The sequence below is a fragment of the Yersinia antarctica genome (assembly GCF_056636475.1).
Window position 1 is genome coordinate 430,358 of record NZ_JBSJQF010000001.1, and the last position, 24,154, is coordinate 454,511.

The following is a 24,154-nucleotide window of genomic DNA, read 5'->3' on the forward strand; positions in this document are numbered from 1 at the left end:
CATAAGGATAATAAAATGGAAAAGATCCTCACGGTCTGCCCTTATTGCGGTTCTGGATGCAAATTAAACTTATTGGTTGAGGATGGCGAAATTGTTGGCGCCCAGCCGGCCAATGGTGTCACAAATCAGGGGGAGTTATGCCTGAAAGGTTACTATGGCTGGGATTTCCTCAACGATACCCGGTTGCTAACCCCACGACTGACCGCGCCATTATTACGGCATAAGCGGGGTGAGGCATTTCAGCGTGTGAGCTGGCAGGAAGCCATTGCCTTTATTACCACCAAACTCAAAGCAATAAAAAAGCGCCATGGTGCGGATGCCATCATGATGACTGGCTCCTCAAGGGGGCCGGGCAATGAGGCCAACTATGTGATGCAGAAGTTTGCACGTGCCGCCATCGGCACCAACAATATCGATTGTTGCGCTCGACTGTGTCATGGCCCCTCGGTAGCAGGATTGCAGCAAACACTGGGCAATGGGGCGATGAGTAACTCGATTGGTGAGATTGAAAATACCGACTGTGTGTTGGTGTTTGGTTATAACGCGGCTGACTCTCACCCGATTGTTGCCAGACGGATCCTCAAGGCCAAAAACAAGGGAGCCAAACTGATCGTTTGCGATCCGCGACATATTGAAACTGCCCGTATTGCTGATCAATGGTTGGCACTGAAAAATGGCGCGAATATGGCACTGGTGAATGCCTTTATCTATGTGCTGATTGAAGAAAAACTGTACGACGCTAATTATGTTCGTGCACATACGCGCGGCTTTGAAGAACTGCAAGTTGGAGTGGCAGATTACCGCCCAGAGGATGTTGAACACATTACTGGCTTGCCGGCACAAGCGGTACGACAGGCCATGCGCACTTATGCTGCCGCTCCGGCGGCCACTATCTTGTGGGGCATGGGTGTCACCCAATGGGGGCAGGCGGTCGATGTGGTTAAGGGCTTGTCTTCGCTGGCGTTATTAACCGGTAATCTGGGGCGGCCAAATGTTGGCGTCGGGCCGGTACGCGGCCAAAATAATGTGCAGGGCGCGTGTGATATGGGCGTGCTGCCCAATACCTTCCCCGGTTATGAGAAAGTGACTGATGATGAAGCCAGAAGCCGCTTCGCTGCTGCCTGGGGAGTACCTGAGTTACCCGCGCATATCGGTTACTCGATTACCGATGTGCCGCATAAAGTTGCAGAAGGCAAGTTGAAAGCCTATTACGTGTTTGGTGAAGATCCAATCCAGACCGAACCTGATTTGGCTGCAATGCGCGCCGCGTTCGAGGCATTAGAGCTGGTGGTGGTGCAGGATATCTTTATGACTAAAACCGCCGAATTGGCGGATGTGGTACTCCCGGCGACCTCGTGGGGTGAACATGAAGGGGTTTATACCAGCGCCGATCGTGGCTTCCAGCATTTTAACAAAGCCATCGAGCCGAAAGGCGATGTGAAGCCTGACTGGGAAATAATTAGCCTGATATCCACGGCAATGGGTTACCCAATGGCGTATCAAAATACTCGCCAAATTTGGGATGAAATGCGCAACCTGTGCCCACCGTTCTATGGTGCAACCTACGAGAAAATGGCCGGTTTGGGTTATGTCCAATGGCCTTGCCCGACAGAAGATCACCCCGGCACGCCGTATCTCTATACTGATAGCCAGTTTGCTACTGAGGACGGTAAAGGCTTACTCAGTTGTGCACCATGGCAACCGCCCCATGAGCAGACTAACCCTGATTACCCACTGGCACTTTGCACCGTGCGGGAGGTGGGCCACTACAGTTGCCGCTCTATGACCGGTAACTGCGCCACATTGAAGATTCTGGCAGATGAGCCTGGCTATGTACAAATACACCCAGAGGATGCCAGCCAGCTCGGTGTGATTGATCAGGCACTGATCTGGATCTCCTCGCGGCGTGGCAAAGTGATCGCTCGTGCCAGTGTTACCGATCGAGCCAACCTAGGGGCGGTGTATATGACCTATCAGTGGTGGATTGGTGCTTGTAATGAGTTGACGGTGGATCATGTTGATCCGGTGTCAAAAACACCGGAATTCAAGCATTGTGCCGTTAAGGTTGAGGCGATTAGTGATCAAAACGCGGCGGAGCACTATGTTGAGCAACAATATAGCCAGATGAAAAAGCGCTTATCCGATGCGGCTACCGTGCAGTAATTGATAACCTACCGCGCCAGACCATTCGCATGGTTTAGCGCGGCATGGTTTGCTGCAAATGTGCTAAGAACTCAGCGGCGTTCATAAAACCGGTCACTCTGGCGGCGGGAACTTCTTTACCCTGCGCATCAAAAAATAGAATAGTCGGTAAGCCCAATACCTTGAGTTCTTTCAACATCGCCGCATGTTCGGCGCTGTTGCTAGTGACATCAGCCTGAATGAGCACAGTATCCGCGAGCTGGCGCTGAACATAGCTATCACTGAAGGTATATTTCTCAAACTCTTTACAGGCCACGCACCAGTCTGCATACAGATCCAGCATCACCGGCTTGCCCTGCGCTTGCGCTAATGCAGCCTGTAATTGCGGCAAATTAGCCACTGGCTGGAAGGTTAAGTGTTTGATTTCAATCTGCTGTGTGTTGCCATTAAAAGTCCAATCCTGTAACGGGCGGGCAGCGATTAACAGTGCTGCCAATAGCAACAACTGTAAGGCCCGCGCCCAGCCAGAATGAGCTTTAAGGCTGAGTACAAATGCCCAGCCGAAGAAGGCGATGGCCAGCAGGCTCCATAAACGCAAGCCCCAGACATCACCCAGTACTCTTTCCAGCAGAAATACCGGCAGCGCCAGAATCACAAAGCCGAAAGCTTCTTTGACATATTGCATCCATGGGCCGCTACGTGGGATCAGCTTGTTGCCAAACAGCGTTACAACTACCAGTGGAATACCCATACCTAACGCATACAAATACAACGTACCGCCACCGGCCAGCATATTTCCGCTTTGCGCGATATACAGCAAAATGGCGCTGAGGGGCGCGGTGGTGCACGGCGAGCAAATCAGGCCCGCCAGTGCGCCCATGGCAAAGACACCGGCCAGCGAGCCGCCACGTTGGCTGCTACTCCACTGCACCAACCGGGTTTGCAGTGACGAGGGCAGTTGCAGCGAATAGAGGCCAAACATCGATAGCGCCAATAATACGAACAGCACCGATAGCCCAATCAACACATACGGGTGTTGCAGCGCGGCCTGAAATTGTAAGCCAGCCGCCGCCACCACCAAACCGAGCAAGGTATAGGTCAACGCCATGCCCTGCACGTACACCACCGCCAGTATCAATATTCGCCGCTGGCTGTGGGGCTTTTCACGGCCAAGAATAATGGCGGAAATCAGCGGATACATTGGCAATACGCAGGGGGTAAAGGCGATGCCGATACCAATTAACAGCGCCCATAGTGGTGAGAAGGGTAATTCAGCCGGTGTAGGCGCGCTTTCTTGGGGGGGCTGTGCCGTGCCCTGTGGGTTAACGGCGGGGGTTGCAGAGCTTGCGATAACGGCATTAAGCGGCACCACCCGCACTTCTGGCGGGTAACAGAAACCAGCTTCGGCGCAGCCCTGATAGGTGACACTGACACTCGCGCCTTCCGCAGCCTGCGAAATCGGGATTTTCAGCACGAGCTGCTGTTTGAAAATCGCCACTTCACCGTAGAACTCATCATGATGCGCAATACCCTCTGGCAGAGTAAATTCCCCGAGAGTGGCGTGCTGTGGCACAATTTTTATTTGCTGGCGATACAGATAATAATCGGGATGAATCTGCCAACTCAGTGTGAGCTGGTCACCTTGTTGGCGAAAATCAAAGGCAAACGCCCTATCGACCGGAAGAAACCGGCTCTGGCTGCTTTTTTGGCCAAGAGGGGAGCTCTCACCAAATAGTGAAGCCTGTGCGCTGTGCGGTGCGAGTAAAGCACTGCACAGCAGCAGAATCAGAGTAATGAAGCGTTGAGCCATGACAGGTAATCTTTATCTCCGCCCTGTACCGGTAACACCAGTAATTCTGGCGTCTGGTAGGGGTGATGTTGTTTGATGTAACTGAGAAGGGCTTGCTGATGATCTGTATCGCTCTTAAACAAGAGTTGTACTTCATACTCTTGCTGGAGCTTACCTTCCCAGTAGTAAATCGAGGTTGCACCGGGCAACAGCGTGGCACAGGCGGCCAATTTCTCACCCAGAACCTGCGCGGCTAAATCTTGCGCGCTGGCTTCATCAGGGGCGGTGCACAATACCACAATTGCATCACAATCAGACATCTTAACCTCATCGGTAGCGTGGCTTATATGACGAAGCGGAGCGTAACGTGCTGAATATACGCGTTACCTGAATACTTGCCTGGATACTATAGCGCGAAGCGTGGGCAGGTCAGAAGATGATTTATGTAACAGTGAGATGGATTCGATGAAAGTTGCCAATGAGCGTTGTAGAGGAAAATTGTTGATGTGAGTGGGGCGCAAATGAATTGCGCCCCAAAACGCTTACAGAACCAGACTGCCCATCACAAAACCGAAGCAAACGGCCAGCGCCACCCCGATGGTGCCAGGGATGAAGAATGGATGGTTAAACACGAAACGACCAATACGCGTGGTACCAGTGTCATCCATTTGTACCGCGGCTACCAATGTTGGGTAGGTTGGCAGAATAAACAGACCAGACACCGCCGCGAAAGAAGCAATGGCTGCCAGTGGTGACACGTTCAGGGCCATTGCCATTGGCATCAACGCCTTGGCAGTTGCAGCCTGAGAGTACAACAGTGCAGAACAGAAGAAGAAGATAACGGCCAGTAACCATGAGTGGGCCTGAATCAGGCTACCCGCAGTTTCTTTAATCCACTCCAGGTTGTGCTGTACAAAGGTATCACCTAACCAGGCTACACCCAGGATACAGATACAGGCACTCATACCGGCTTTGAAGGTGCTGGAGTTCAGGATTGAATCGGTATCAACCGAGCATACCAGCGTAGTGATAGTTGCCACACTCAGCATGATGATCAGGATGGCGTTAGTGGTATTCATCAGCGGAGTTGCAACCAGACCGACACTTGGGCTGTTGATAATCGCATAGGCAACCACACAAAGAACGCCGGCCAGGAACAGCAGCACTGACGTTTTAGCCCGTGGCTTGATCACTTTTACAGTGTCGCCGCGCAGTGTTACTAAGCCTTCTTCCAAGCGTTTGATATAGATAGGGTCATCAGACAGTTTGGAGTTAAAGCACAAGGATACGATCAGCGACATCACCAGCACCGCACACAGGGTAGAGGGGATGACTATCATCAGCAGATGCAGATAGCTAACGCCATGACCTTCCATAACGGAAGACATGTAAACCACTGCCGCGGAAATCGGTGAGGCAGTAATGGCTATCTGTGCGGAGACCACTGCTGTGGACAGAGGGCGGCAAGGTTTAATGCCTTGCTCTTTCGCCACTTCTGCAATCACGGGCAGTGCTGAAAGAGAAATGTTACCTGTCCCGGCAAAGATGGTCAGAAAATAAGTGACCAGCGGAGCAAGAATGGTGATGTGTTTTGGATTCTTACGCAGTAACTTTTCAGTTTGCTGTACCAGATAATCCATACCGCCCGCTACCTGCATCGCAGAGATTGCAGCAATAACGGCCATAATAATTGAGATAACATCGAACGGAATGCTACCGGGTTTAACGCCAATCATGGCTAAAACCAAAACACCGATGCCGCCTGCAAAACCGATACCGATACCACCTAATCTGGCCCCTAAAAAAATGGCCAGTAGGACGATGACTAACTCTACGGCTATCATAGTGTTTACTCCTTGATCCAAATGAAAAATTAAAGTTAAAAAATTGTGTTTGCCAGAAAGTAAAAAGGCACGCCGTCCAGAGGAGCATGCGTGCCTTTCAGGGCTACCGGATGATTATTTTATTGTTCATTTTCATCGGTATAACGTTTCGCTTTATAAGCCGGATGCATCAGGTTTTCAACAGAGAAAATGTCGTCCAGCTCAGCTTCAGTCAACAAGCCGCGTTCTAGAACAACTTCCCGCACATTTTTACCGGTTTCTGCACAGATTTTACCCACGATGTCACCATTATGGTGGCCAATGAATGGGTTGAGATAGGTGACGATACCGATGGAGTTAAAGACGTAACGTTCGCAGACCTCTTTGTTGGCAGTAATACCGTTAATGCATTTTTCCAACAGGTTATAACAGGCGTTTGTCAGGATATGGATAGACTCAAACATAGCCTGACCAATCACTGGCTCCATAACGTTCAACTGGAGTTGGCCTGCTTCGGCCGCCATAGTAATGCAAGTGTCGTTACCGATCACCTTAAAACAAACCTGGTTAACGACTTCAGGGATAACCGGGTTAACTTTGGCCGGCATGATTGAAGAACCTGCCTGTAATTCTGGCAGATTGATTTCATTCAGACCAGTACGTGGGCCAGATGACAGCAAACGTAAGTCGTTGCAGATTTTTGACATCTTAACGGCCAGGCGTTTTAGCGCACTGTGCACCATCACGTAAGCGCCACAGTCAGAAGTAGCTTCGATCAGGTCTTCCGCCGGAACACAAGCCAAACCACTGATTTCAGATAATTTCTGTATTGCTAACTGTGAGTAGCCTTCTGGTGTGTTCAGCGCAGTACCGATAGCGGTGGCACCTAGGTTAACTTCCAGCAGCAATTCTGCGGTACGTTGCAGGTTCTTGGTTTCTTCTTTTAATAAGATAGCAAAGGCTTTGAATTCCTGACCCAGCGTCATTGGCACCGCATCCTGTAACTGAGTACGGCCCATTTTCAGGATTTTTTCGAATTCTTTGGATTTTCTTTCGAAACCTTCTTTTAACTGATCAATCGCCTCGATCAACTTCATGATGGAAGTATAAACCGCAATGCGGAAACCGGTTGGGTAGGCATCGTTGGTGGATTGGCATTTGTTCAGATGGTCGTTAGGGTTAAGGTATTGATACTCTCCCTTCTGGTGGCCCATCAGCTCCAGACCGATATTGGCCAGAACTTCGTTGGTGTTCATGTTTAAAGAGGTACCGGCGCCGCCTTGGAACACGTCAACCGGGAACTGATCCATACACTTCCCTTTATCCAGAACTTCATCACATGCCTGAATAATGATATCCGCGATTTTGCGTGGAATAGTGTGTAGCTCTTTGTTCGCCATTGCCGCTGCTTTTTTTACCATGACCATGCCGCGTACAAACTCTGGAACATCACTGATTTTGCTGTTACTGATATAGAAGTTTTCAATCGCACGCAGGGTATGAACACCGTAGTAAGCCTCTGCGGGGACTTCTCGTGTACCTAACAGGTCTTCTTCAATACGAATGTTATTTGACATGAGAACCTTCTCTATTGTGCTGTCTTGTTTTGTATTTGTTAATTTAATAATGCCGCCGTGAGCAATATGATGCCGCTATGAACCTTTAGTGCGGAAAGATTAACCACTCATCTTCTTGCTGACAGGATCATATGCTGCTTAGCGACAAAAAGCCTTGAACTGAGATCACTATATGGTCGGAATTAATCGAGATGATCTGATATCTGTGATTCTTCTCACAGTTAGATTAATTAGTAATAAAAGTATGGCTGCAACTTGAAAATAGAGCCAACCATCACCATTTTACTGTAGTCGACCCACGTTGAAGGGGGAGCTGACGCTGCAATCCGCTAATCGAGGGGAAATGGCGTGTTAGCATCAGCCGGGTCAAGGTTTTCATGGTATCTGTCAGGCAGGTTTACCTGATGAGGGATACTGAATGATTGGAATAAGGAGAATGCGGTGCGTTGGTTACCGTTAGCGCTGATATTTTTATTGGCATATATAGAAATATCGATATTTATCAAGGTTGCAGCTGTATTGGGTGTGTTGGTTACCCTGCTGTTGGTGATCCTTAGCTCCTGTGTGGGGATCTCTCTGGTGCGTAACCAGGGGATAAAAACCTTTATGCAGATGCAGCAAAAACTGGCTGCCGGGGAAAGCCCGGCGGCGGAGATGGTTAAAAGTGTGTCGCTGATCTTGGCTGGCTTCTTGCTGTTGATCCCCGGCTTCTTCACCGACTTCCTCGGTTTGTTGCTGCTATTACCACCGATTCAAAAATCGTTAACGCTAAAACTGATGCCACATCTGAATATTTATCGTGGTGGCGGTTTTACTCACAATGGTACTGGCCCAATGGGCGGTGGCAATACCTTTGATGGTGAGTTTCAGCGCAAAGCTGATGACCACTTCACCGTAGAGCATCATCCCGATGAGGATGATAAACCTACAGATAATCGTTTCAAAGATGAGAAGTAAGTTGTGGGCTTATTCTAATAGCCTGTTTATTAATCATAAATTTATAAAGTAAATCACAGGGCTTTCTGTGGTGGGTAGGCCACCTGGGGATGAGAATCTTCCTGCTCAGGGTGAAAAAAAGTGAAATTTTTTTTGTCGTCTCCCTTGAAGGGATGAGAGGCTGCCCCCACTTAGAATGTCACGGTATCGGTTATGAAGGCATACCGATATTAATCCTAAATCTGATACGGACCTTCTCATAGGAGAGCTATCAATGAAAATTCGTCCATTGCATGACCGCGTTATCGTCAAGCGCAAAGAAGTTGAATCCAAATCTGCTGGCGGCATCGTTCTGACTGGCACTGCAGCGGGTAAATCTACTCGTGGTGAAGTACTGGCAGTCGGCAATGGTCGCATCCTGGATAACGGCGAAATCAAGCCGCTGGATGTGAAAGTAGGCGACGTCGTTATTTTCAACGATGGTTACGGCGTGAAGTCAGAGAAGATCGACCATGAAGAAGTGTTGATCATGTCCGAAAGCGACATTCTGGCAATTGTTGAAGCGTAATTCACGCTCTCTAATCTTCTGAACTGAACGAGTTAAGGGAAATACCAATGGCAGCTAAAGACGTAAAATTCGGTAACGACGCACGCATCAAAATGCTACGCGGCGTAAACATCCTTGCTGATGCAGTGAAAGTGACCCTAGGCCCGAAAGGCCGTAACGTAGTTCTGGACAAGTCTTTTGGCTCTCCAACTATCACCAAAGATGGTGTTTCAGTTGCGCGTGAGATCGAACTGGAAGACAAGTTTGAGAACATGGGTGCACAGATGGTTAAAGAAGTTGCCTCTAAAGCGAATGACGCTGCGGGTGACGGTACCACTACTGCAACTGTATTGGCTCAATCCATTATCACTGAAGGCCTGAAAGCAGTTGCGGCCGGCATGAACCCAATGGACCTGAAGCGCGGTATCGACAAAGCAGTTATCGCTGCTGTTGAAGAGCTGAAAAAACTGTCTGTACCTTGCTCTGATTCTAAAGCTATCGCTCAGGTAGGGACTATCTCTGCCAACTCTGACTCCACCGTAGGTGAGCTTATCGCTCAAGCGATGGAAAAGGTCGGTAAAGAAGGCGTTATCACCGTTGAAGAAGGTTCAGGCCTGCAAGACGAGCTGGACGTAGTTGAAGGTATGCAGTTTGACCGTGGTTACCTGTCTCCTTACTTCATCAATAAACCAGAAACCGGTTCTATTGAACTTGAAAGCCCATTCATCCTGCTGGCTGACAAGAAAATCTCTAACATCCGTGAAATGCTGCCAGTGCTGGAAGCGGTAGCGAAAGCCGGTAAACCACTGCTGATTGTCGCAGAAGACGTTGAAGGCGAAGCCCTGGCGACCCTGGTGGTTAACACCATGCGCGGTATTGTTAAAGTTGCAGCGGTTAAAGCACCTGGCTTCGGCGACCGTCGTAAAGCTATGCTGCAAGACATCGCGACACTGACTGGCGGTACTGTTATCTCTGAAGAGATCGGTCTGGAACTGGAAAAAACCACTCTGGAAGATCTGGGTCAGGCAAAACGCGTTGTTATCAATAAAGATACCACTATCATTATCGATGGCGTAGGCGACGAAGCGTCAATCCAGGGTCGTGTTACTCAGATCCGTCAGCAAATTGAAGATGCGACTTCTGACTACGACAAAGAAAAACTGCAAGAGCGTGTCGCTAAACTGGCTGGCGGCGTTGCCGTTATCAAAGTTGGTGCCGCAACTGAAGTTGAAATGAAAGAGAAGAAAGCACGCGTTGAAGATGCTCTGCACGCAACCCGTGCGGCAGTAGAAGAAGGCGTAGTGGCTGGTGGTGGTGTTGCACTGATTCGTGCTGCATCTGCTATCACTAAATCGGGTCTGAAAGGTGATAACGAAGACCAGAACGTCGGTATCAAAGTTGCTCTGCGTGCGATGGAATCTCCACTGCGTCAGATCGTGGTTAACGCCGGTGAAGAAGCCTCTGTTATCGCGAACAACGTTAAAGCGGGTTCAGGCAGCTACGGCTACAACGCTTATACCGAAGAATACGGTGACATGATCGCGATGGGTATCTTGGATCCAACTAAAGTGACTCGTTCTGCTCTGCAGTACGCAGCCTCTATTGCTGGTCTGATGATCACTACCGAGTGCATGATCACTGACCTGCCACGTGATGACAAAGGCGGTGATATGGGCGCTGGCGGCATGGGTGGTATGGGCGGCATGGGCGGCATGATGTAATGCTGCCAACCTTTGAGCTGCCATTAGATTGGTAGCAAAAGGGACAAGCTGTTGATGAAAGCGAGTGGGGTGACCTGCTCGCTTTTGTTTTATCTATTGCCACCAAAATCTGCCATAACGCTACTCCGTGTTATCCTATACTCAGTCTTTTCTGGTTCAAATTTCGTAACCAACCATCATAAAAGCGGTTTTATTTCATTCAGTGTGATGATTGCAGGACTTTTTTTAGTCGTGGCAGTAATTTAATGTGTAAACTGTTAATCATTAACCATCAGGCTCGACATCGAGTATTTGGATAATTTCGGCAACGGATGCCTAAGCGGCAGCGGTGCTTTCTGGTAATCTTTAGCGTGATTCTCAACTTCGAATGGGGAAAAAAATGCGGATTAAAGTGTTACTTGGCCTTTCAGCAGCGCTGTTGCTGGCGGGTTGTAGCTCCACTAACCAATTAAGTTCGGCGGGTGAGCAAGTGAAATTCTCTGATACGAAGCCTGGTGCTGAATGTCAGTTGGTCGGCCAGGTGGCTGGTACTCAGAGTAACTGGTTCTCAGGTGGTGGCGGTGAAAGCAGTTCTATGCGTGGGGCAGCAAATGACCTACGTAATAAAGCAGCAGCAATGGGCGGCAACGTAATTTACGGTGCTACCAGCCCGAGCGAAACCTTCTTATCAAGCTTTGCACCACTGGATAGCAAAATGGTTGGTGAAGTTTATAAGTGCCCTTGATAGCTCAAGCAAGAATTTAAATAAAGCAGGGGATGCCATGGCATCCCCTGCTTGTTACAGCCGTCATCTTTCTGGCTGCACTCGTTACTCGGCCCATTCATGGACCTCGCCTCTACAAAGCCGCTGCAAGCCGCGTTCAAATCTGCTCCCGGCAGATTTGTCACCCGAATTATTCATCCTGCATCAATCGGAGATCCAGCGGGGTCTTGCTCGGTTCACCGCCGATTTCCCGTGCTAAACGGGGAACCAAATAACCGGATACGCGGCTTAGCAGACCTTTCATTAATAGCCGTGCTTCGTCATCATCGACCATAAAGTGAGCCGCACCTTGCACTTTATCCAGTACATGAATGTAGTAAGGCAGAATACCAGCATCAAACAAGGCATTGCTTAATGTTGCCAATACCTCGGCATCATCATTGACCCCTCGCAACAGCACACTCTGATTTAAGAGGGTTACACCCGCCCGTTTGAGCTGTGCCATACTGTCCCGCAAAGGCTGATCGATTTCATTGGCGTGGTTTATATGTGTAACCATTAGCACTTGTAATCGAGTATCACCCAGCCGCTGGCATAGCGCCGCAGTGATACGGTCAGGGATAACCACCGGTAATCGGGTATGGATGCGTAAGCGCTTGATGTGAGCTATGTTTTCCAGCTCATCCAGCAACCAACTGAGCTCGTGGTCTTTCGCCATGAGCGGGTCACCGCCGGAAAAGATGATCTCGTCTAGCTCTGGGTGCTGGCGGATATAATCCAGTGCCTGATGCCAATTGGCTTTGTTGCCTTGGTTATCCTGATAAGGGAAATGGCGGCGGAAACAATAGCGGCAATTGACGGCACAGCCGCCTTTTACCAGCAGCAGTGCGCGGTTGCGATACTTGTGCAACAAGCCGGGTACGACGCTGCGTTGTTCATCAAGCGGGTCATTGGTAAAACCGGGTACTGCGATAAACTCTTCGCGTGCGGTCAGCACTTGAAGCAATAATGGGTCAGACGGATCTCCCAGCCGCATACGCGCAACAAAAGCGCGAGGTACTCTGAGAGGGAATAAACGACGAGCCTCAATACCTTGTTGCAGGTTGGGGTGTTCATTTAAGGAAAGAATTCTTAGCAATTCGGCCGGATCAGTAATTACATCGGCGAGTTGTTGCAACCAATCTTCTCTAATTGGCATGTTTCGGGTTACAATACTTGCCATTTTTTAGGCTTAACTACCAGTTTCTTGAGGACCATTATGGCCACTTATTATAGCAACGATTTTCGTCCCGGTCTTAAAATCATGTTCGAGGGCGAGCCTTATGCAGTTGAAGCCAGCGAGTTCGTAAAACCAGGCAAAGGCCAAGCTTTTGCTCGTGTTAAGATGCGCCGCCTGCTGACCGGTTCACGCGTTGAAAAAACCTTTAAATCTACCGACTCAGCCGAAGGCGCAGACGTTAACGATTTGAACCTGACTTACCTGTACAACGACGGTGAGTTCTGGCACTTCATGAATAACGAGACTTACGAGCAGTTGCAAGCTGATGCCAAAGCCATTGGCGATAACGACAAATGGCTGATTGATCAGGCTGAATGTATCGTGACTCTGTGGAATGGTCAGCCTATCGCTGTCAGCCCACCAAACTTTGTTGAACTCGAAATCACTGACACTGACCCAGGTCTAAAAGGTGACACTGCCGGTACCGGTGGTAAGCCTGCAACTCTGAGTACCGGTGCCGTGGTCAAAGTGCCATTATTCGTACAGGTTGGCGAAGTTATCAAAGTTGATACCCGCTCTGGCGAATATGTTTCTCGCGTTAAGTAAGTCTTAATAAATAAGATGCGCTGGGAATGAAAGAAAACCGCTTAAACGCGGTTTTCTGCTATCTGGGCCTGTCGGATGTGGGTTTTATCGATAGCGCACTGTTGTGCTGTTAATTGAGTCGGAAAAAGTGCAATGCTGTTTTTTTGACTATCCTTATAAGGTGAATAAGCCAAATGCCCTATAAGGAACCTTTATAATGTTAAAGAAAAGCATCGCCATTATTTTTTCATTGTTGGTTATCTCTTCATTGAGCGCCTGCAACACCACGAAAGGTGTTGGCAAAGATGTTCAAAGTGCAGGTAGTGCGATTGAACGTAGCGCTGAATAAACGTCTGTTTATATTCTTATCGGCGGCGATTGCCGCCGGATTTGTTTTTGATCGGCCATAATATTGCTGCTTATTATTTAGCGTGATAACGTATCCCTCTTACCTTTATGCTGTTCGGGACGACCTGGGCACGCATCTGTTTTTCGGGGACGACCCCGCCTGAGCGAGGTGGTTACGATGGCTTGGATTATTCTGGTTATTGCTGGTTTATTAGAAGTTATTTGGGCTATTGGCCTGAAGTATTCTCATGGTTTTACGCGGCTGACCCCCAGTGTTATCACTCTGGTAGCGATGGCGGTCAGTGTCTTTTTGTTGGCCTATGCCATGAAAACGTTACCAGCAGGCACGGCCTATGCGGTTTGGACCGGTATTGGTGCGGTAGGTACTGCTATTTTAGGTATTGCCCTGCTTGGGGAGTCTGCCAGTTTGGCGCGGGTGTTTAGCTTGGGGCTAATTTTAGCTGGAATTATCGGCTTGAAGTTGGCGTCATAACAAGGGATTTCCTTTAGCGCTCGCGGAATGAACAGCAGATCGGGTTATAGTTCGATCTGCTGTTACAGATTGAAGGCTAAAACACAGCATTATTACTTTTTAATCTCTGCGCTCGGCCCTTCCTGCTTAACCCATATCAACTTATCAACCGGGAAACCATAATTCCTCGCTACGGCAACCAAACGATCGCGGGTCTGAGTATCGATCGTTGGCGTACGGGATAAAATCCACAAATAATCCCGATTAGGGCCGGCAATTAAGGCATGCTGATATTTATCATCTAAATCAATGACATTATAGCCACCATAGAAAGGCCCAAAGAATGACACTTTAAGCGAGGCTTGTTGGGGGGAACCAATAAAATAGGCTTTGCCGATACTCTCCTGCCATTGCTGCTTCTGTGGGTTATAACCCCGGTTAATGACTTTTACACCACCATCATCTCGTGGCGTGTAATTAGCGCTGACCCTCTCCAATCCACGTTCAAAAGAGTGGTCCAACCGGGCTATTTCATACCAGGTGCCGAGGTAGCGAGGGAGTTGGAAGTTATCAACCACTTTCACGTCTTTAGGCGGGGTCACGCTACAGGCGACCGAGAGCAGAGTTGCAGTTAATACGGATAGTTTTGACCACAGGCGCATTGGCGTTCCTTAGTTTTCTGATAATTACTCTATGGTTGAGAATAGCTATCAGTTATCAGGGGCGCAAATAGATGAATCTGAGTTATTAGCTGAGTGCGGAAAAAAAACGGCCCGCTAAAGAGCAGGCCGCAGATTAGGCATGAATAATTACAGCGTCAGGACACCGATGATAGTGACCACACTCAGAATGGCTGCCAGACCATAGAATACCCATTTCCCGGCAGGGACATGGATTTTCAAATCATGCATGGCGTGATGGATACGGTGTAAACCGCACCACAGTGGCAGAATAATCATCAGCAGCAGGAAGATCCGGCCAATGAAACTCTGACAGAATGCCAGAATACGCTCATAACTCAACGCATCACCAGGGAAGGCACCCAGCGGCAGCAAAATGGCAACCAGCAGAATTACCGCCGGCGCAATGATTGCACTCCACATACCACCCGCGCCAAACAGACCCCAGAAGATAGGTTCATCGGAGCGTTTAGGGACTTGATTCATCTTGTTCTCCTCCGAGTTAGAGTAAGGCAACGGCCAGAATAATCGCGGTAGCCACGACAGTCACAACCCACAGTGCCTTGATAATTGGCTCTGGACCTATTTTTTCGCTATTAACGATAATATTGGCGGCTTTCGGTGCCAGTTCAAACCAGGTTTTGGTATGCAGCACAGCGGCCAATAACGTAATAATATTGATCAGTAACACCAGTGGGTTTTGCAGGAAACCAACGAAGCCTTCCCACCCAGTCGGGCCACTTTTCAACGCGAACACGCCGTAAATCAACAGAACACTGAACCATACTGTCGGAATCGATGTACCTTCGCGCACCATATAAAAGCGGTAGAAACCGAGCTTCTGCCACCAGTTTGGGGCCATGGTACGGACATAAGCTTTACGTTTAGTAGTCATTACTGTCTCCCCTCCCTTATTGTGGTTTAAGCATGGCGATCATGAAGTCTTTAGCACTCTCGACCTTGCCTTGTTGGATAGCAGCAGCCGGATCAACGTGTTTCGGACAAACTTCAGAACAGTAGCCAACGAAGGTACAGCTCCAAACACCATTTTTACCGTTAAGCTGTGGCATACGCTCTTTTTTACCGTGGTCACGGTTATCTAAATTGTAACGGTGCGCCAGGGTAATAGCTGCCGGGCCGATAAACTCAGGATTCAAGCCAAACTGCGGGCAAGCGGCATAGCACAAGCCACAGTTAATACAGCCGGAGAACTGATGGTATTTCGCCATCTGAGCCGGAGTCTGCTTATTCGGGCCGTCTTGCGGTTTCCGCTCGTTACCAATAATGTAAGGCTTGATAGCTTCCAGGCTCTCAATAAAGTGAGTCATATCAACGACTAAATCACGTTCAATCGGGAAGTTACCCAGTGCTTCGACTTTCATTCCGCCAGTGTATTCGCGTAGGAAAGTCTTACAGGCAAGTTTTGGAACCTTATTGACCATCATGCCGCATGAGCCGCAAATCGCCATTCGGCAAGACCAGCGATAAGAGAGGTCCGGTGCCAGGTTATCTTTGATGTAGCCTAATGCATCAAGCAGAGAGGTCTGCTCATCGTAAGGTACTTCAAAGGTTTCGAAGTGAGGTTCGCTATCACTTTCTGGGTTATAGCGCATGACCTCCATTTTCAGGAGTTTCATATCAGTCATTCGCCTGCTCCTTATCCTTCAAATCTTTTGCATCTTGTGCGGTGGCTTCGCCACCATAAACACGTTTTGCCGGTGCCAGCTTGGTAATCTTAACGTCGCTGTATTCAAGGCGTGGGGCGCCACCCGGAGTATGGAAGGCCAGCGTGTGTTTGAGGAAATTAACATCATCACGCTCGGTGCAGCCTTCATCCAGACGCTGATGCGCGCCACGGGATTCTTTACGGTTAAGTGCAGAGTGGGCCATACATTCAGCCACATCCAAGCCGTAACCCAGCTCAATGGTGTACAGCAAGTCAGTATTGAAAACACTGGAGGTATCGGTGATTTTCACGCGTTTGAAGCGCTCTTTCAACTCGGCCAGTTTATCCACCGTTTTCTGCATCAGTTCTGGTGTGCGGTAAATACCACAACCTTCTTCCATTGACAGACCCATCTCATCGCGGATTTTAGACCAATTCTCGGTCCCTTCCTGTTTCATGAGATTACTTAGGCGGGTTTCCACATCACGGGTTTGTGCATCTAGCGCACTGCCATTTGCCGGGCCGGTTTCCATGGCACGCGCTGCTGCTTGTTCACCGGCAACACGACCAAATACCACTAACTCAGCCAGTGAGTTAGAACCTAAGCGGTTAGCGCCATGTAAGCCAACAGAAGAACATTCACCTACCGCGAACAGCCCTTTGATACGGGTTTCGCACTGTTGGTTGGTTTCGATACCACCCATGGTGTAATGCGCAGTTGGACGCACTGGGATGGGTTCTTTGACTGGGTCGACACCGACATAAGCTTTTGCCAGTTCACAGATGAACGGCAAGCGCTCAAGCAGTTTTTTCTCGCCCAAATGGCGCAGATCCAGATAGACCACATCACCACGTGGCGTGGCGATGGTGCGGCCAGCACGCCATTCATGCCAGAAGGCTTGCGAAACTTTATCGCGTGGGCCTAATTCCATGTATTTGTTTTTGGGTTCACCGAGTGGGGTTTCTGGTCCCATCCCATAATCCTGCAAATAACGGTAGCCGTCTTTATTGACCAGAATACCGCCTTCACCACGACAACCTTCGGTCATCAGGATGCCAGAACCTGGCAGGCCAGTTGGGTGATATTGCACAAATTCCATATCTCGCAGCGGAACGCCGTGGTGGAATGCCATCCCCATACCATCACCGGTAACAATACCGCCGTTGGTGTTATAACGATAAACTCGGCCTGCGCCACCGGTCGCCATGATCACCGCGTTCGCACGAATTTGTACACGGGTGCCTTCCATCATATTCATGGCAACTACGCCACGTGCCTGACCGTCATCGACCAGAATATCTAACACGAAATGCTCATCAAATCGTTGAATTTGTGGATATTTCAAAGATGTCTGGAACAGTGTGTGCAGCATATGGAAGCCGGTTTTATCGGCAGCAAACCAGGTGCGCTCAATTTTCATCCCACCAAAGCGGCGAACGTTAACCGAGCCATCAGGTTTGCGGCTCCATGGGCAGCCCCAAATTTCCAGCTGTGCCATTTCTTGCGGGCAACTGTGGACAAAATGGTCAACAACATCTTGTTCGCATAGCCAGTCACCACCGGCTACCGTGTCGTTGAAATGATAGTCAAAGCTATCGTGGTCTTGTGTGACGGCGGCTGATCCCCCTTCGGCGGCCACAGTATGGCTACGCATCGGGTATACTTTCGAGATCAGAGCAATCTTCAGTTGGGGGTTGGCTTCCGCTGCGGCTATTGCTGCACGTAAACCAGCGCCTCCGGCCCCGATAATAGCAAGATCGGCGTTAAAGGTTTGCACTGCGCTTCTCCATTGTTCAAGTGAAATACCCTTCATACTTCAAGCTACATGTGCGTTGGCTGCTTTCATTCACCCGAATTATTGACTGGCGTCAACTCATCGGGACTCACTCAATTGCCGCCTTCCTGCAACTCGAATTATTTTGGATATCTAATTAAAATATATAATTTTAAATTATTATTAGGCTAACTTATTCGCCGTTAACCAGAATGATGGTATTAAGAATAGCTATTTCTTACTTTTTGTATGGGAATAATTATACCTAATGCTAAGTGCTATAAATTTGATGTGATCGATTGTTTTGTTTTATTTGAACCTACTCAGGCGCATTACTAGCAAAAACGTGATCCCAAACAGGATCTACTGGGCTAAAGTCTTTTTTGCAGCGTGAAATGCTGAATTCAAGCCAAAAATCGGGCTGATGAGTGACAGATTTGTCTGAGTGAGTAGATGCGAGTAGACTGCATCCCCTGTTTGATTTCGGAGTTAACCACCATGAGCGAAACGGCAAGCTGGCAGCCGAGTGCACCTATCGCCAATTTGTTGAAACGCGCAGCAATAATGGCAGAGATCCGGCGCTTTTTTGCCGATCGTGGCGTATTAGAAGTTGAAACGCCAACCATGAGCCAAGCGACAGTGACGGACGTTCATTTAGTCCCATTCCAAACCCGGTTTGTTGGCCCGGGCGCTGCCGATGGTATGACGCTGTACATGATGACCAGCCCGGAATACCACATGAAGCGCTTGTTGGCGGCAGGCAGTGGATCTATCTATCAATTGGGGCGCAGTTTCCGCAATGAAGAAGCTGGCCGTCATCACAATCCTGAATTCACCATGCTGGAATGGTATCGCCCACATTATGATATGTATCGCTTAATGAATGAGGTTGATGACCTGTTGCAGCAAATACTGGATTGTAATAGCGCTGAAACCTTGTCTTATCAGCAAGCATTCCTGCGCCACTTAGACATTGATCCATTGTCGGCAGATAAAGCACAATTGCGTGAAGCCGCGGCAAAACTGGATTTAAGTAATATTGCCGATACAGAAGAAGATCGCGATACGCTATTGCAGCTGCTGTTTACCGTCGGAGTCGAGCCACACATTGGCCGCGATAAACCCGCCTTTGTTTATCATTTCCCCGCGTCTCAAGCTTCACTGGCGGTGATCAGCACTGAAGATCACCGAGTAGCAGAACGTTTTGAGGTTTACTTCAAAGGTATTGAGTTAGCGAATGGTTTCCATGAGCTGACTGATGGTGATGAACAACTGCAACGTTTTGAGCAAGATAATCGCATTCGAGCCAAACGGGGTTTACCGCAGAACCCAATTGATATGAACCTAATTGCCGCCTTGAAACAGGGCTTGCCGGATTGCTCAGGAGTGGCGTTAGGTGTTGATCGTCTGGTGATGCTGGCGCTGGGGGCGGAAAGATTAGATGAGGTTATCGCATTCCCAGTAGGGCGTGCTTAATAACCCCTCGCCCTTGGCGCCGCAGCGGTGTTCGCTACGTTCACGAACCCGAATCACTTACTGATGTAAGCTCATCGGGATTAATGAACTTGCTGCCTTGCTGCCTTGCTGCAACACCAATGACTTTGGGTAATATTCCTGATTATTGGGCCTGACTCTTCACAGAGTCAGGCCATTTTTCTATCGATACGTCAACTTAACTTACAAGCTACCCGGTGTGCGGCCGCGCCCTGAAGTAATAGTGCGGCCAGCGCCACGCCCCAGTGTTTCCAGCCGAGCCTGGAAGGGTGGGAATGGCAGAGTAATGCCGTGCTCACGGTAACCGGCCAGAATCAACTGGTGGATTTCATGGCGCAGTGGCATACGATGTCCCATTTCGGCGGCGTAAATACGCAGTTCGAAAATCTGAATCCCTTGTTGAAGATCAACCAGATAGACCTCGGGTGCCGGGTTATCCAATACCAAGGTACAGCGGCGTGCAGCAGTAAGTAACACCTCAGTCACTTCCTCACTGCTGGTTTCAGCCGGAGCCGGCACTGTGAGTACCACACGGGTAATTGAATCTGACAGTGACCAGTTAATAAATTGCTCAGTAATAAATGCCTTATTCGGCACGATAATTTCTTTGCGATCCCAGTCAGAAATAGTTGTGGCACGGGTATTGATTTTGGTCACGCTACCGGTGAGATCACGTATGGTCACGGTATCGCCGATACGGATCGGTTTCTCGAACAAGATGATCAGACCAGAAACAAAGTTGGCAAAAATTTCCTGCAAACCGAACCCCAAACCTAAACCAAGTGCGGCAACCAACCATTGGAATTTCGCCCACTCGATCCCTAACATAGAGAAACCGAGCAAGCTGCCGAACAGGATCAACAGATATTTGGTGATGGTGGAGATGGCATAGCCCGTCCCCGGCGTCAGATCCAGATGCTGCAATAGCGCCAGTTCCAGTAGGGCAGGTAGGTTGCGCACTAGCTGGGTAGTCACAACCATCACTAAAATAGCGATCAGCAGTGATCCCATGGTGATCGCCTGCACCGACTCAATACCGTTAATGGTGGATGACACATCCCACAGGCGAATATTTTCCAGAAAACCAAAAGCTGAATGAATCTCAGACCACAATGCTATCACTGAAACCAAGGCGATCATCGTCAGGATCGATCGCACCAGACGTAGAGATTGGGCGCTGATCACATCCAGATCAATGACCGGTTCCTCAACATCAATGGACCCTTCGGTACTGTTATTGTGCGGCGTATCTTCTTCACCGCGGGCGCGCTGCGCCAGAATATCGGCTCGCCGCTGCTTAGCTCGGTCAAAAGCAATACGGCGGCGCTGAATCAGCATCCAACGGCGGATAATATGGTAAACCACCAACAAGAAGAACCAGATGGCAACCGAGGTTTCCAAACGCGCCAGTAGCGCCTGTGAGGTGGTGAGATAACCGAGCGCCGAGGCCAATGCCGCAATCAGTGGGGCAGATAGCAGTAGCCCCCATAACGCCACGTTAATGATGTTCTCGCCCGAGCCTTTTTTATCCAGATAGAGTGGAATACCGGCTCGTTTCAGGCTATTGGTCACCAGACTTAAGGCAACACACAGCAAAATAAAGCACAGGCGGCCCAGGGTACCAGCGAATTCACGGTCGTTATAATTCTCGAATGTAATCAGTGCCATCATCAATGGGATAATCAACCACACAGACATGCGATAAAAACGCATTGCCCGCCCGACCTGCGCCGGTGACCAGCGGAAGTGGGTGATAAACAGGCCATGAGGATGTGCAAACGAGGCACTTATCATAAACAGCCACAGTACTGGCACGGTGGCAGTGACGGCATTACCAATGGCGATCGCCATTGGATATGACCAAGCGTTTTGCAGGCCATAGCCGAGCGCGGCCCACAATACCGGTAGCGGCAGCGCCATCAGAATTGACCAGAAAACGGTACGTAATGTCAGGGAGAAATGGTCTTGCGTAACCTTACCCACCCGGCTGCTAGCACGCTCCAGGAAGGCATGATAGTGGCGACGCAAGCTGATACTGAAACCGACAAACAGCAAGGCTGCGCTGATCGGTAGCAGTGTCTCTTGGCTGGTCATCATCATGACGAACGCGCCACTTAACTGCGAAAGTGTATCCAGCGACAGTAAGCGGGTCAGGTCATGGGCAACGTTAATCGGGTAAGACAGTGATATTGGGCTGACATCTGCGACCCAAAACAGATAACGGTGAGTGGCCTCGCGAACTTCACTTAGCGCATCCACCAACTGACTGTTGGCCACTTTCAACTTGGTTAATTCTAGAATCTGGGTGTCATAGCCAGACAGCAGAGAATTCAGCAATTCGCGCTGTGTGCGCCATTGAGCATCAAGGATCCGCTGCTGTTCGGTGGTGAGCGGTGTACCATCATTTTGCTTTAATTTGACATTTTGCTGCTGTAACTTCTCCAACATGTCTTCATATTGCAGACGTTGAACCCGCAACTGCGCCATATCACGATCCAGTTGCTGAGATTTCGGTACGTCAGGCAATCTTGCAACTTGTGCCCGCAGTGTTTCCCCCAGTGCGGTTGAAACGCCCAGCCACTGGGCCTGTTCACGAATAGTACTGAGAGCCTGCCGGACTTGTTGGGTTTGGGCTACCGCTTGCCGTTGTTGCGAAGAGATCAGATCAATGCGTTGCGCCTGTTGATTTAGCGCTTGGGATAGCTCGCGGTTGATTTGCAGTTGCTGGATGATTGACTCAGGTAAATCGCCCCCTTGTTCCGCCAGTAACTCGGTGCGCTCAAGTGCCTGTTCAGCCGCCTGCTGACGCTGGTTATTGAGATTATTACGTAAGGTTTGGAGCTGAGCATCAACCCGTTCTTGACGCTTTTTGTATAACTCGGCGCGCAGCCGTGACAGCTCTTGCCGGTTGTTGGCTGAGAGCTGAGAAAGCTCCAGTTCATTGGCTTTAGCCTTACGGGCCACGGCTTCTGCTTGTAGTAATGCAAACTGTGCCTGTGCGACCGGATTGGCGGGGTTACTTTGTGCCTGAAGGCGGGTGCTGATTTCAGTCAGAATTCGCCGAGCTTCTGATTGCTGCTGAGGCAACTGGCTGAGGGATTCACTGATTTCCCGCGCCCGATCCTGTTCTTGTTGCGACAGACGGCTTAATTCCAACAACTGGCTGCTGATTTGCAGCACTTGTTGTTCCAGTTCGGAGGTAGACATGTTACTGGGTACGGGCAGGGGTTTATCCCCTTCTTGCGCCAGTTCCTGGCGTAACTCGCGGGTCAGTTTGGGGAAGTCATCAATGGCTTTTTGATACTGCTGGGCGCGGATATCAGACTCTTTTGCATCCGCCAGCCAGCTAAGAGCCGATTGCAGCGCCTGAACAATTTCGGTCTGATTTGGCATCCCTTTATTGGTTTCAGCCTGTTTCAGCTCTTGTCTGAGCTGATCTTCATTAGGCTGAGTTGCCGCATGCAACGGCAAAGACAGCAGCATGACAAATGACAGTAACAGGCCAAAAGAGAGTGATTTACCAAAAAATCGAGAAATTATTAGGCGCACGTAAGGGTTCCTTAACATCGATTACGTTTATACCCGTCATACTTCAAGCTGCATATGCATTGGCTGCTCTCGCTCACCCGAATCATTGACTAGCGTCAACTCATCGGGTTTATTCGCTTGCCGCCTTACTGCAACTCGAATTACTTAGGGTATAGCAGTAGGGACGGCTTCGGCTAATACTTCACCCATGCGGGTAACAGAACCACTGTTTAACTGTGGTGCTAAATAGACTTTACCTTCAGCAAACACGTTAATCACTGTCGAGCCTAACTTAAAGCGGCCCATTTCTTGCCCTTTTTCCAGCACTACCGCGCCTTCAGTTCCTGCTTGCGGATAGGTCCATCGGCGAATCACACCTTCTCGTGGCGGGGTAATGGTGCCAGCCCAGACGGTTTCTATGCTGCCAACAATAGTGGCACCTACCAGAATTTGTGCCATCGGGCCAAAAGCGGTATCAAAGATGCAAATAACACGTTCATTACGTGCGAAGAGATTAGGCACATTAGCCGCAGTCAATGGATTGACCGAGAACAAATCACCTGGCACATAAATCATTTCGCGCAAGATACCGTCACACGGCATATGGACGCGATGGTAGTCACGTGGAGCCAGATAGGTGGTGACAAAATGGCCATTTTGGAACTCAGCAGCCAACATATAGTTACCGGCGAGTAGGGCTTCCAGCGTGTAGTTGTGGCCCTTTGCCTGCAAAATTTGCCCGTCATGAATTGCGCCTAACTGGCTAATAGCGCCGTCGGCAGGTTGGGCCAAGAGGTTTTCTTCCGCTACAACAGGGCGCACACCCGCGCGCAGTGGGCGCACAAAGAACTCATTAAACGAACGATAAGCAGAGAACTCAGGGTCCTGGGCTTCCTTCATATCAACATGGTAGTAGCGGGCAAATGCCTTGATCACCAGTTGGGTCAGCCAGCCACCTTGCTTATCTGCCCCCCAGCCTGCCAAACGAGTCAGGCCAAGTTTTGGGAGTAAATATTGTAATCTGATTTTGATACTGTCCAGCACGTAGACCTCTGGGTAAACATTAAAATTAATGAGGGGGCGCATAATACCCGTCGCCCTTCAAGATACAGGGGTGTTGGCTGCCTCACACCAGTCACTTACTTGAGT

At 49.5% G+C, this 24,154-nt stretch carries 21 protein-coding genes; 9 read left to right on the plus strand and 12 right to left on the minus strand.

Annotation, left to right across the window (positions count from 1 at the left end; genetic code table 11):
• Nucleotides 1-15 precede the first annotated feature (15 nt).
• Nucleotides 16-2,163 (plus strand): formate dehydrogenase subunit alpha, encoded by a 2,148-nt coding sequence (gene fdhF, locus ACWJJO_RS01915; protein WP_481090568.1) that lies wholly within the window; start codon nt 16-18, stop codon nt 2,161-2,163.
• 34 nt (nt 2,164-2,197) lie between these two features.
• On the opposite strand, the gene ACWJJO_RS01920 is transcribed toward fdhF, so the two are convergent.
• The 4 genes from ACWJJO_RS01920 to aspA form a co-directional block, all read right to left on the minus strand.
• Complete coding sequence (locus ACWJJO_RS01920; protein ID WP_481090569.1) at nt 2,198-3,952, minus strand: protein-disulfide reductase DsbD; 1,755 nt, start codon at nt 3,950-3,952, stop codon at nt 2,198-2,200.
• Nucleotides 3,928-4,251, minus strand: coding sequence for a divalent cation tolerance protein CutA (cutA, locus tag ACWJJO_RS01925; RefSeq protein ID WP_005187404.1), 324 nt, complete (start codon nt 4,249-4,251; stop codon nt 3,928-3,930). The genes ACWJJO_RS01920 and cutA overlap by 25 nt, the downstream gene beginning before the upstream one ends.
• Before the next feature lie 222 nt (nt 4,252-4,473).
• Nucleotides 4,474-5,775, minus strand: coding sequence for an anaerobic C4-dicarboxylate transporter (locus ACWJJO_RS01930; RefSeq protein WP_083161011.1), 1,302 nt, complete (start codon nt 5,773-5,775; stop codon nt 4,474-4,476).
• A gap of 119 nt (nt 5,776-5,894) precedes the next feature.
• Nucleotides 5,895-7,331 (minus strand): aspartate ammonia-lyase, encoded by a 1,437-nt coding sequence (gene aspA / locus ACWJJO_RS01935; RefSeq protein ID WP_372557810.1) that lies wholly within the window; start codon nt 7,329-7,331, stop codon nt 5,895-5,897.
• Nucleotides 7,332-7,772: 441 nt separating this feature from the next.
• Here aspA and ACWJJO_RS01940 point away from each other — a divergent pair, with 441 nt between their 5' ends.
• The 4 genes from ACWJJO_RS01940 (at nt 7,773) to ACWJJO_RS01955 (ending at nt 11,259) form a co-directional block, all read left to right on the plus strand.
• On the plus strand, nt 7,773-8,288 hold the full coding sequence (locus tag ACWJJO_RS01940; protein ID WP_083161007.1) for an FxsA family protein: 516 nt from the start codon (nt 7,773-7,775) through the stop codon (nt 8,286-8,288).
• Nucleotides 8,289-8,541: 253 nt separating this feature from the next.
• Nucleotides 8,542-8,835, plus strand: a complete 294-nt coding sequence (locus tag ACWJJO_RS01945) for a co-chaperone GroES (RefSeq protein ID WP_048618980.1) — start codon at nt 8,542-8,544, stop codon at nt 8,833-8,835.
• Nucleotides 8,836-8,882: 47 nt separating this feature from the next.
• The gene (gene groL / locus ACWJJO_RS01950; protein WP_083161005.1) at nt 8,883-10,535 is read left to right on the plus strand and encodes a chaperonin GroEL; all 1,653 of its coding nucleotides are present in this window, start codon (nt 8,883-8,885) and stop codon (nt 10,533-10,535) included.
• 379 nt (nt 10,536-10,914) lie between these two features.
• On the plus strand, nt 10,915-11,259 hold the full coding sequence (locus ACWJJO_RS01955; protein ID WP_032906818.1) for a DUF4156 domain-containing protein: 345 nt from the start codon (nt 10,915-10,917) through the stop codon (nt 11,257-11,259).
• A gap of 169 nt (nt 11,260-11,428) precedes the next feature.
• Here the strand turns inward: ACWJJO_RS01955 and epmB are convergent, their stop codons facing one another.
• Nucleotides 11,429-12,460, minus strand: coding sequence for an EF-P beta-lysylation protein EpmB (gene epmB, locus ACWJJO_RS01960; RefSeq protein ID WP_372568570.1), 1,032 nt, complete (start codon nt 12,458-12,460; stop codon nt 11,429-11,431).
• A gap of 36 nt (nt 12,461-12,496) precedes the next feature.
• On the opposite strand from epmB, the gene efp reads away from it, so the two are divergent.
• From efp to sugE, 3 genes are all read left to right on the plus strand, one after another.
• Nucleotides 12,497-13,063: an elongation factor P gene (gene efp, locus ACWJJO_RS01965; RefSeq protein ID WP_083161001.1), complete on the plus strand. Its 567-nt coding sequence runs from the start codon at nt 12,497-12,499 to the stop codon at nt 13,061-13,063.
• Between the two features lie 196 nt (nt 13,064-13,259).
• Nucleotides 13,260-13,391 carry an entericidin A/B family lipoprotein gene (locus ACWJJO_RS01970; RefSeq protein WP_004392446.1) on the plus strand — a complete coding sequence of 44 codons (132 nt, stop codon included), beginning with the start codon at nt 13,260-13,262 and terminating at the stop codon, nt 13,389-13,391.
• Between the two features lie 177 nt (nt 13,392-13,568).
• Nucleotides 13,569-13,883: a quaternary ammonium compound efflux SMR transporter SugE gene (sugE, locus tag ACWJJO_RS01975; protein WP_083160999.1), complete on the plus strand. Its 315-nt coding sequence runs from the start codon at nt 13,569-13,571 to the stop codon at nt 13,881-13,883.
• 92 nt (nt 13,884-13,975) lie between these two features.
• On the opposite strand, the gene blc is transcribed toward sugE, so the two are convergent.
• From blc to frdA, 5 genes are all read right to left on the minus strand, one after another.
• Complete coding sequence (blc, locus tag ACWJJO_RS01980) at nt 13,976-14,524, minus strand: outer membrane lipoprotein Blc (RefSeq protein ID WP_083160997.1); 549 nt, start codon at nt 14,522-14,524, stop codon at nt 13,976-13,978.
• 147 nt (nt 14,525-14,671) lie between these two features.
• Nucleotides 14,672-15,028, minus strand: coding sequence for a fumarate reductase subunit FrdD (gene frdD, locus ACWJJO_RS01985; RefSeq protein WP_042568697.1), 357 nt, complete (start codon nt 15,026-15,028; stop codon nt 14,672-14,674).
• Nucleotides 15,029-15,044: 16 nt separating this feature from the next.
• A complete protein-coding gene (gene frdC / locus ACWJJO_RS01990) occupies nt 15,045-15,437 on the minus strand; it encodes a fumarate reductase subunit FrdC (RefSeq protein WP_481090570.1) in 393 nt (130 codons plus the stop codon).
• 16 nt (nt 15,438-15,453) lie between these two features.
• Entirely contained in the window at nt 15,454-16,188 is a 735-nt protein-coding gene (locus ACWJJO_RS01995; RefSeq protein ID WP_032906821.1) for a succinate dehydrogenase/fumarate reductase iron-sulfur subunit, read from the minus strand.
• Nucleotides 16,181-17,986 (minus strand): fumarate reductase (quinol) flavoprotein subunit, encoded by a 1,806-nt coding sequence (gene frdA, locus ACWJJO_RS02000; protein WP_083160991.1) that lies wholly within the window; start codon nt 17,984-17,986, stop codon nt 16,181-16,183. Before frdA ends, ACWJJO_RS01995 begins: the two co-directional genes overlap by 8 nt.
• Nucleotides 17,987-18,481: 495 nt before the next feature.
• Here frdA and epmA point away from each other — a divergent pair, with 495 nt between their 5' ends.
• A complete protein-coding gene (epmA, locus tag ACWJJO_RS02005; RefSeq protein WP_083160989.1) occupies nt 18,482-19,459 on the plus strand; it encodes an elongation factor P--(R)-beta-lysine ligase in 978 nt (325 codons plus the stop codon).
• Between the two features lie 201 nt (nt 19,460-19,660).
• On the opposite strand, the gene mscM is transcribed toward epmA, so the two are convergent.
• Nucleotides 19,661-23,044, minus strand: a complete 3,384-nt coding sequence (gene mscM / locus ACWJJO_RS02010) for a miniconductance mechanosensitive channel MscM (RefSeq protein WP_102970487.1) — start codon at nt 23,042-23,044, stop codon at nt 19,661-19,663.
• A 126-nt stretch (nt 23,045-23,170) separates the two neighbouring features.
• Nucleotides 23,171-24,049 carry an archaetidylserine decarboxylase gene (asd, locus tag ACWJJO_RS02015; RefSeq protein WP_481091553.1) on the minus strand — a complete coding sequence of 293 codons (879 nt, stop codon included), beginning with the start codon at nt 24,047-24,049 and terminating at the stop codon, nt 23,171-23,173.
• Nucleotides 24,050-24,154 lie beyond the last annotated feature (105 nt).

Bases quoted from the DNA above. Each gene is read 5' to 3' on its own strand.
- frdD (WP_042568697.1), bottom strand. From the start codon at position 15,028: ATGAATCAAGTCCCTAAACGCTCCGATGAACCTATCTTCTGGGGTCTG.
- fdhF (WP_481090568.1), top strand. From the start codon at position 16: ATGGAAAAGATCCTCACGGTCTGCCCTTATTGCGGTTCTGGATGCAAA.
- frdC (WP_481090570.1), bottom strand. From the start codon at position 15,437: ATGACTACTAAACGTAAAGCTTATGTCCGTACCATGGCCCCAAACTGG.
- ACWJJO_RS01930 (WP_083161011.1), bottom strand. From the start codon at position 5,775: ATGATAGCCGTAGAGTTAGTCATCGTCCTACTGGCCATTTTTTTAGGG.
- groL (WP_083161005.1), top strand. From the start codon at position 8,883: ATGGCAGCTAAAGACGTAAAATTCGGTAACGACGCACGCATCAAAATG.
- cutA (WP_005187404.1), bottom strand. From the start codon at position 4,251: ATGTCTGATTGTGATGCAATTGTGGTATTGTGCACCGCCCCTGATGAA.
- efp (WP_083161001.1), top strand. From the start codon at position 12,497: ATGGCCACTTATTATAGCAACGATTTTCGTCCCGGTCTTAAAATCATG.
- ACWJJO_RS01945 (WP_048618980.1), top strand. From the start codon at position 8,542: ATGAAAATTCGTCCATTGCATGACCGCGTTATCGTCAAGCGCAAAGAA.
- sugE (WP_083160999.1), top strand. From the start codon at position 13,569: ATGGCTTGGATTATTCTGGTTATTGCTGGTTTATTAGAAGTTATTTGG.
- ACWJJO_RS01995 (WP_032906821.1), bottom strand. From the start codon at position 16,188: ATGACTGATATGAAACTCCTGAAAATGGAGGTCATGCGCTATAACCCA.
- epmB (WP_372568570.1), bottom strand. From the start codon at position 12,460: ATGGCAAGTATTGTAACCCGAAACATGCCAATTAGAGAAGATTGGTTG.
- ACWJJO_RS01920 (WP_481090569.1), bottom strand. From the start codon at position 3,952: ATGGCTCAACGCTTCATTACTCTGATTCTGCTGCTGTGCAGTGCTTTA.
- aspA (WP_372557810.1), bottom strand. From the start codon at position 7,331: ATGTCAAATAACATTCGTATTGAAGAAGACCTGTTAGGTACACGAGAA.
- blc (WP_083160997.1), bottom strand. From the start codon at position 14,524: ATGCGCCTGTGGTCAAAACTATCCGTATTAACTGCAACTCTGCTCTCG.
- ACWJJO_RS01970 (WP_004392446.1), top strand. From the start codon at position 13,260: ATGTTAAAGAAAAGCATCGCCATTATTTTTTCATTGTTGGTTATCTCT.
- mscM (WP_102970487.1), bottom strand. From the start codon at position 23,044: ATGTTAAGGAACCCTTACGTGCGCCTAATAATTTCTCGATTTTTTGGT.
- ACWJJO_RS01955 (WP_032906818.1), top strand. From the start codon at position 10,915: ATGCGGATTAAAGTGTTACTTGGCCTTTCAGCAGCGCTGTTGCTGGCG.
- epmA (WP_083160989.1), top strand. From the start codon at position 18,482: ATGAGCGAAACGGCAAGCTGGCAGCCGAGTGCACCTATCGCCAATTTG.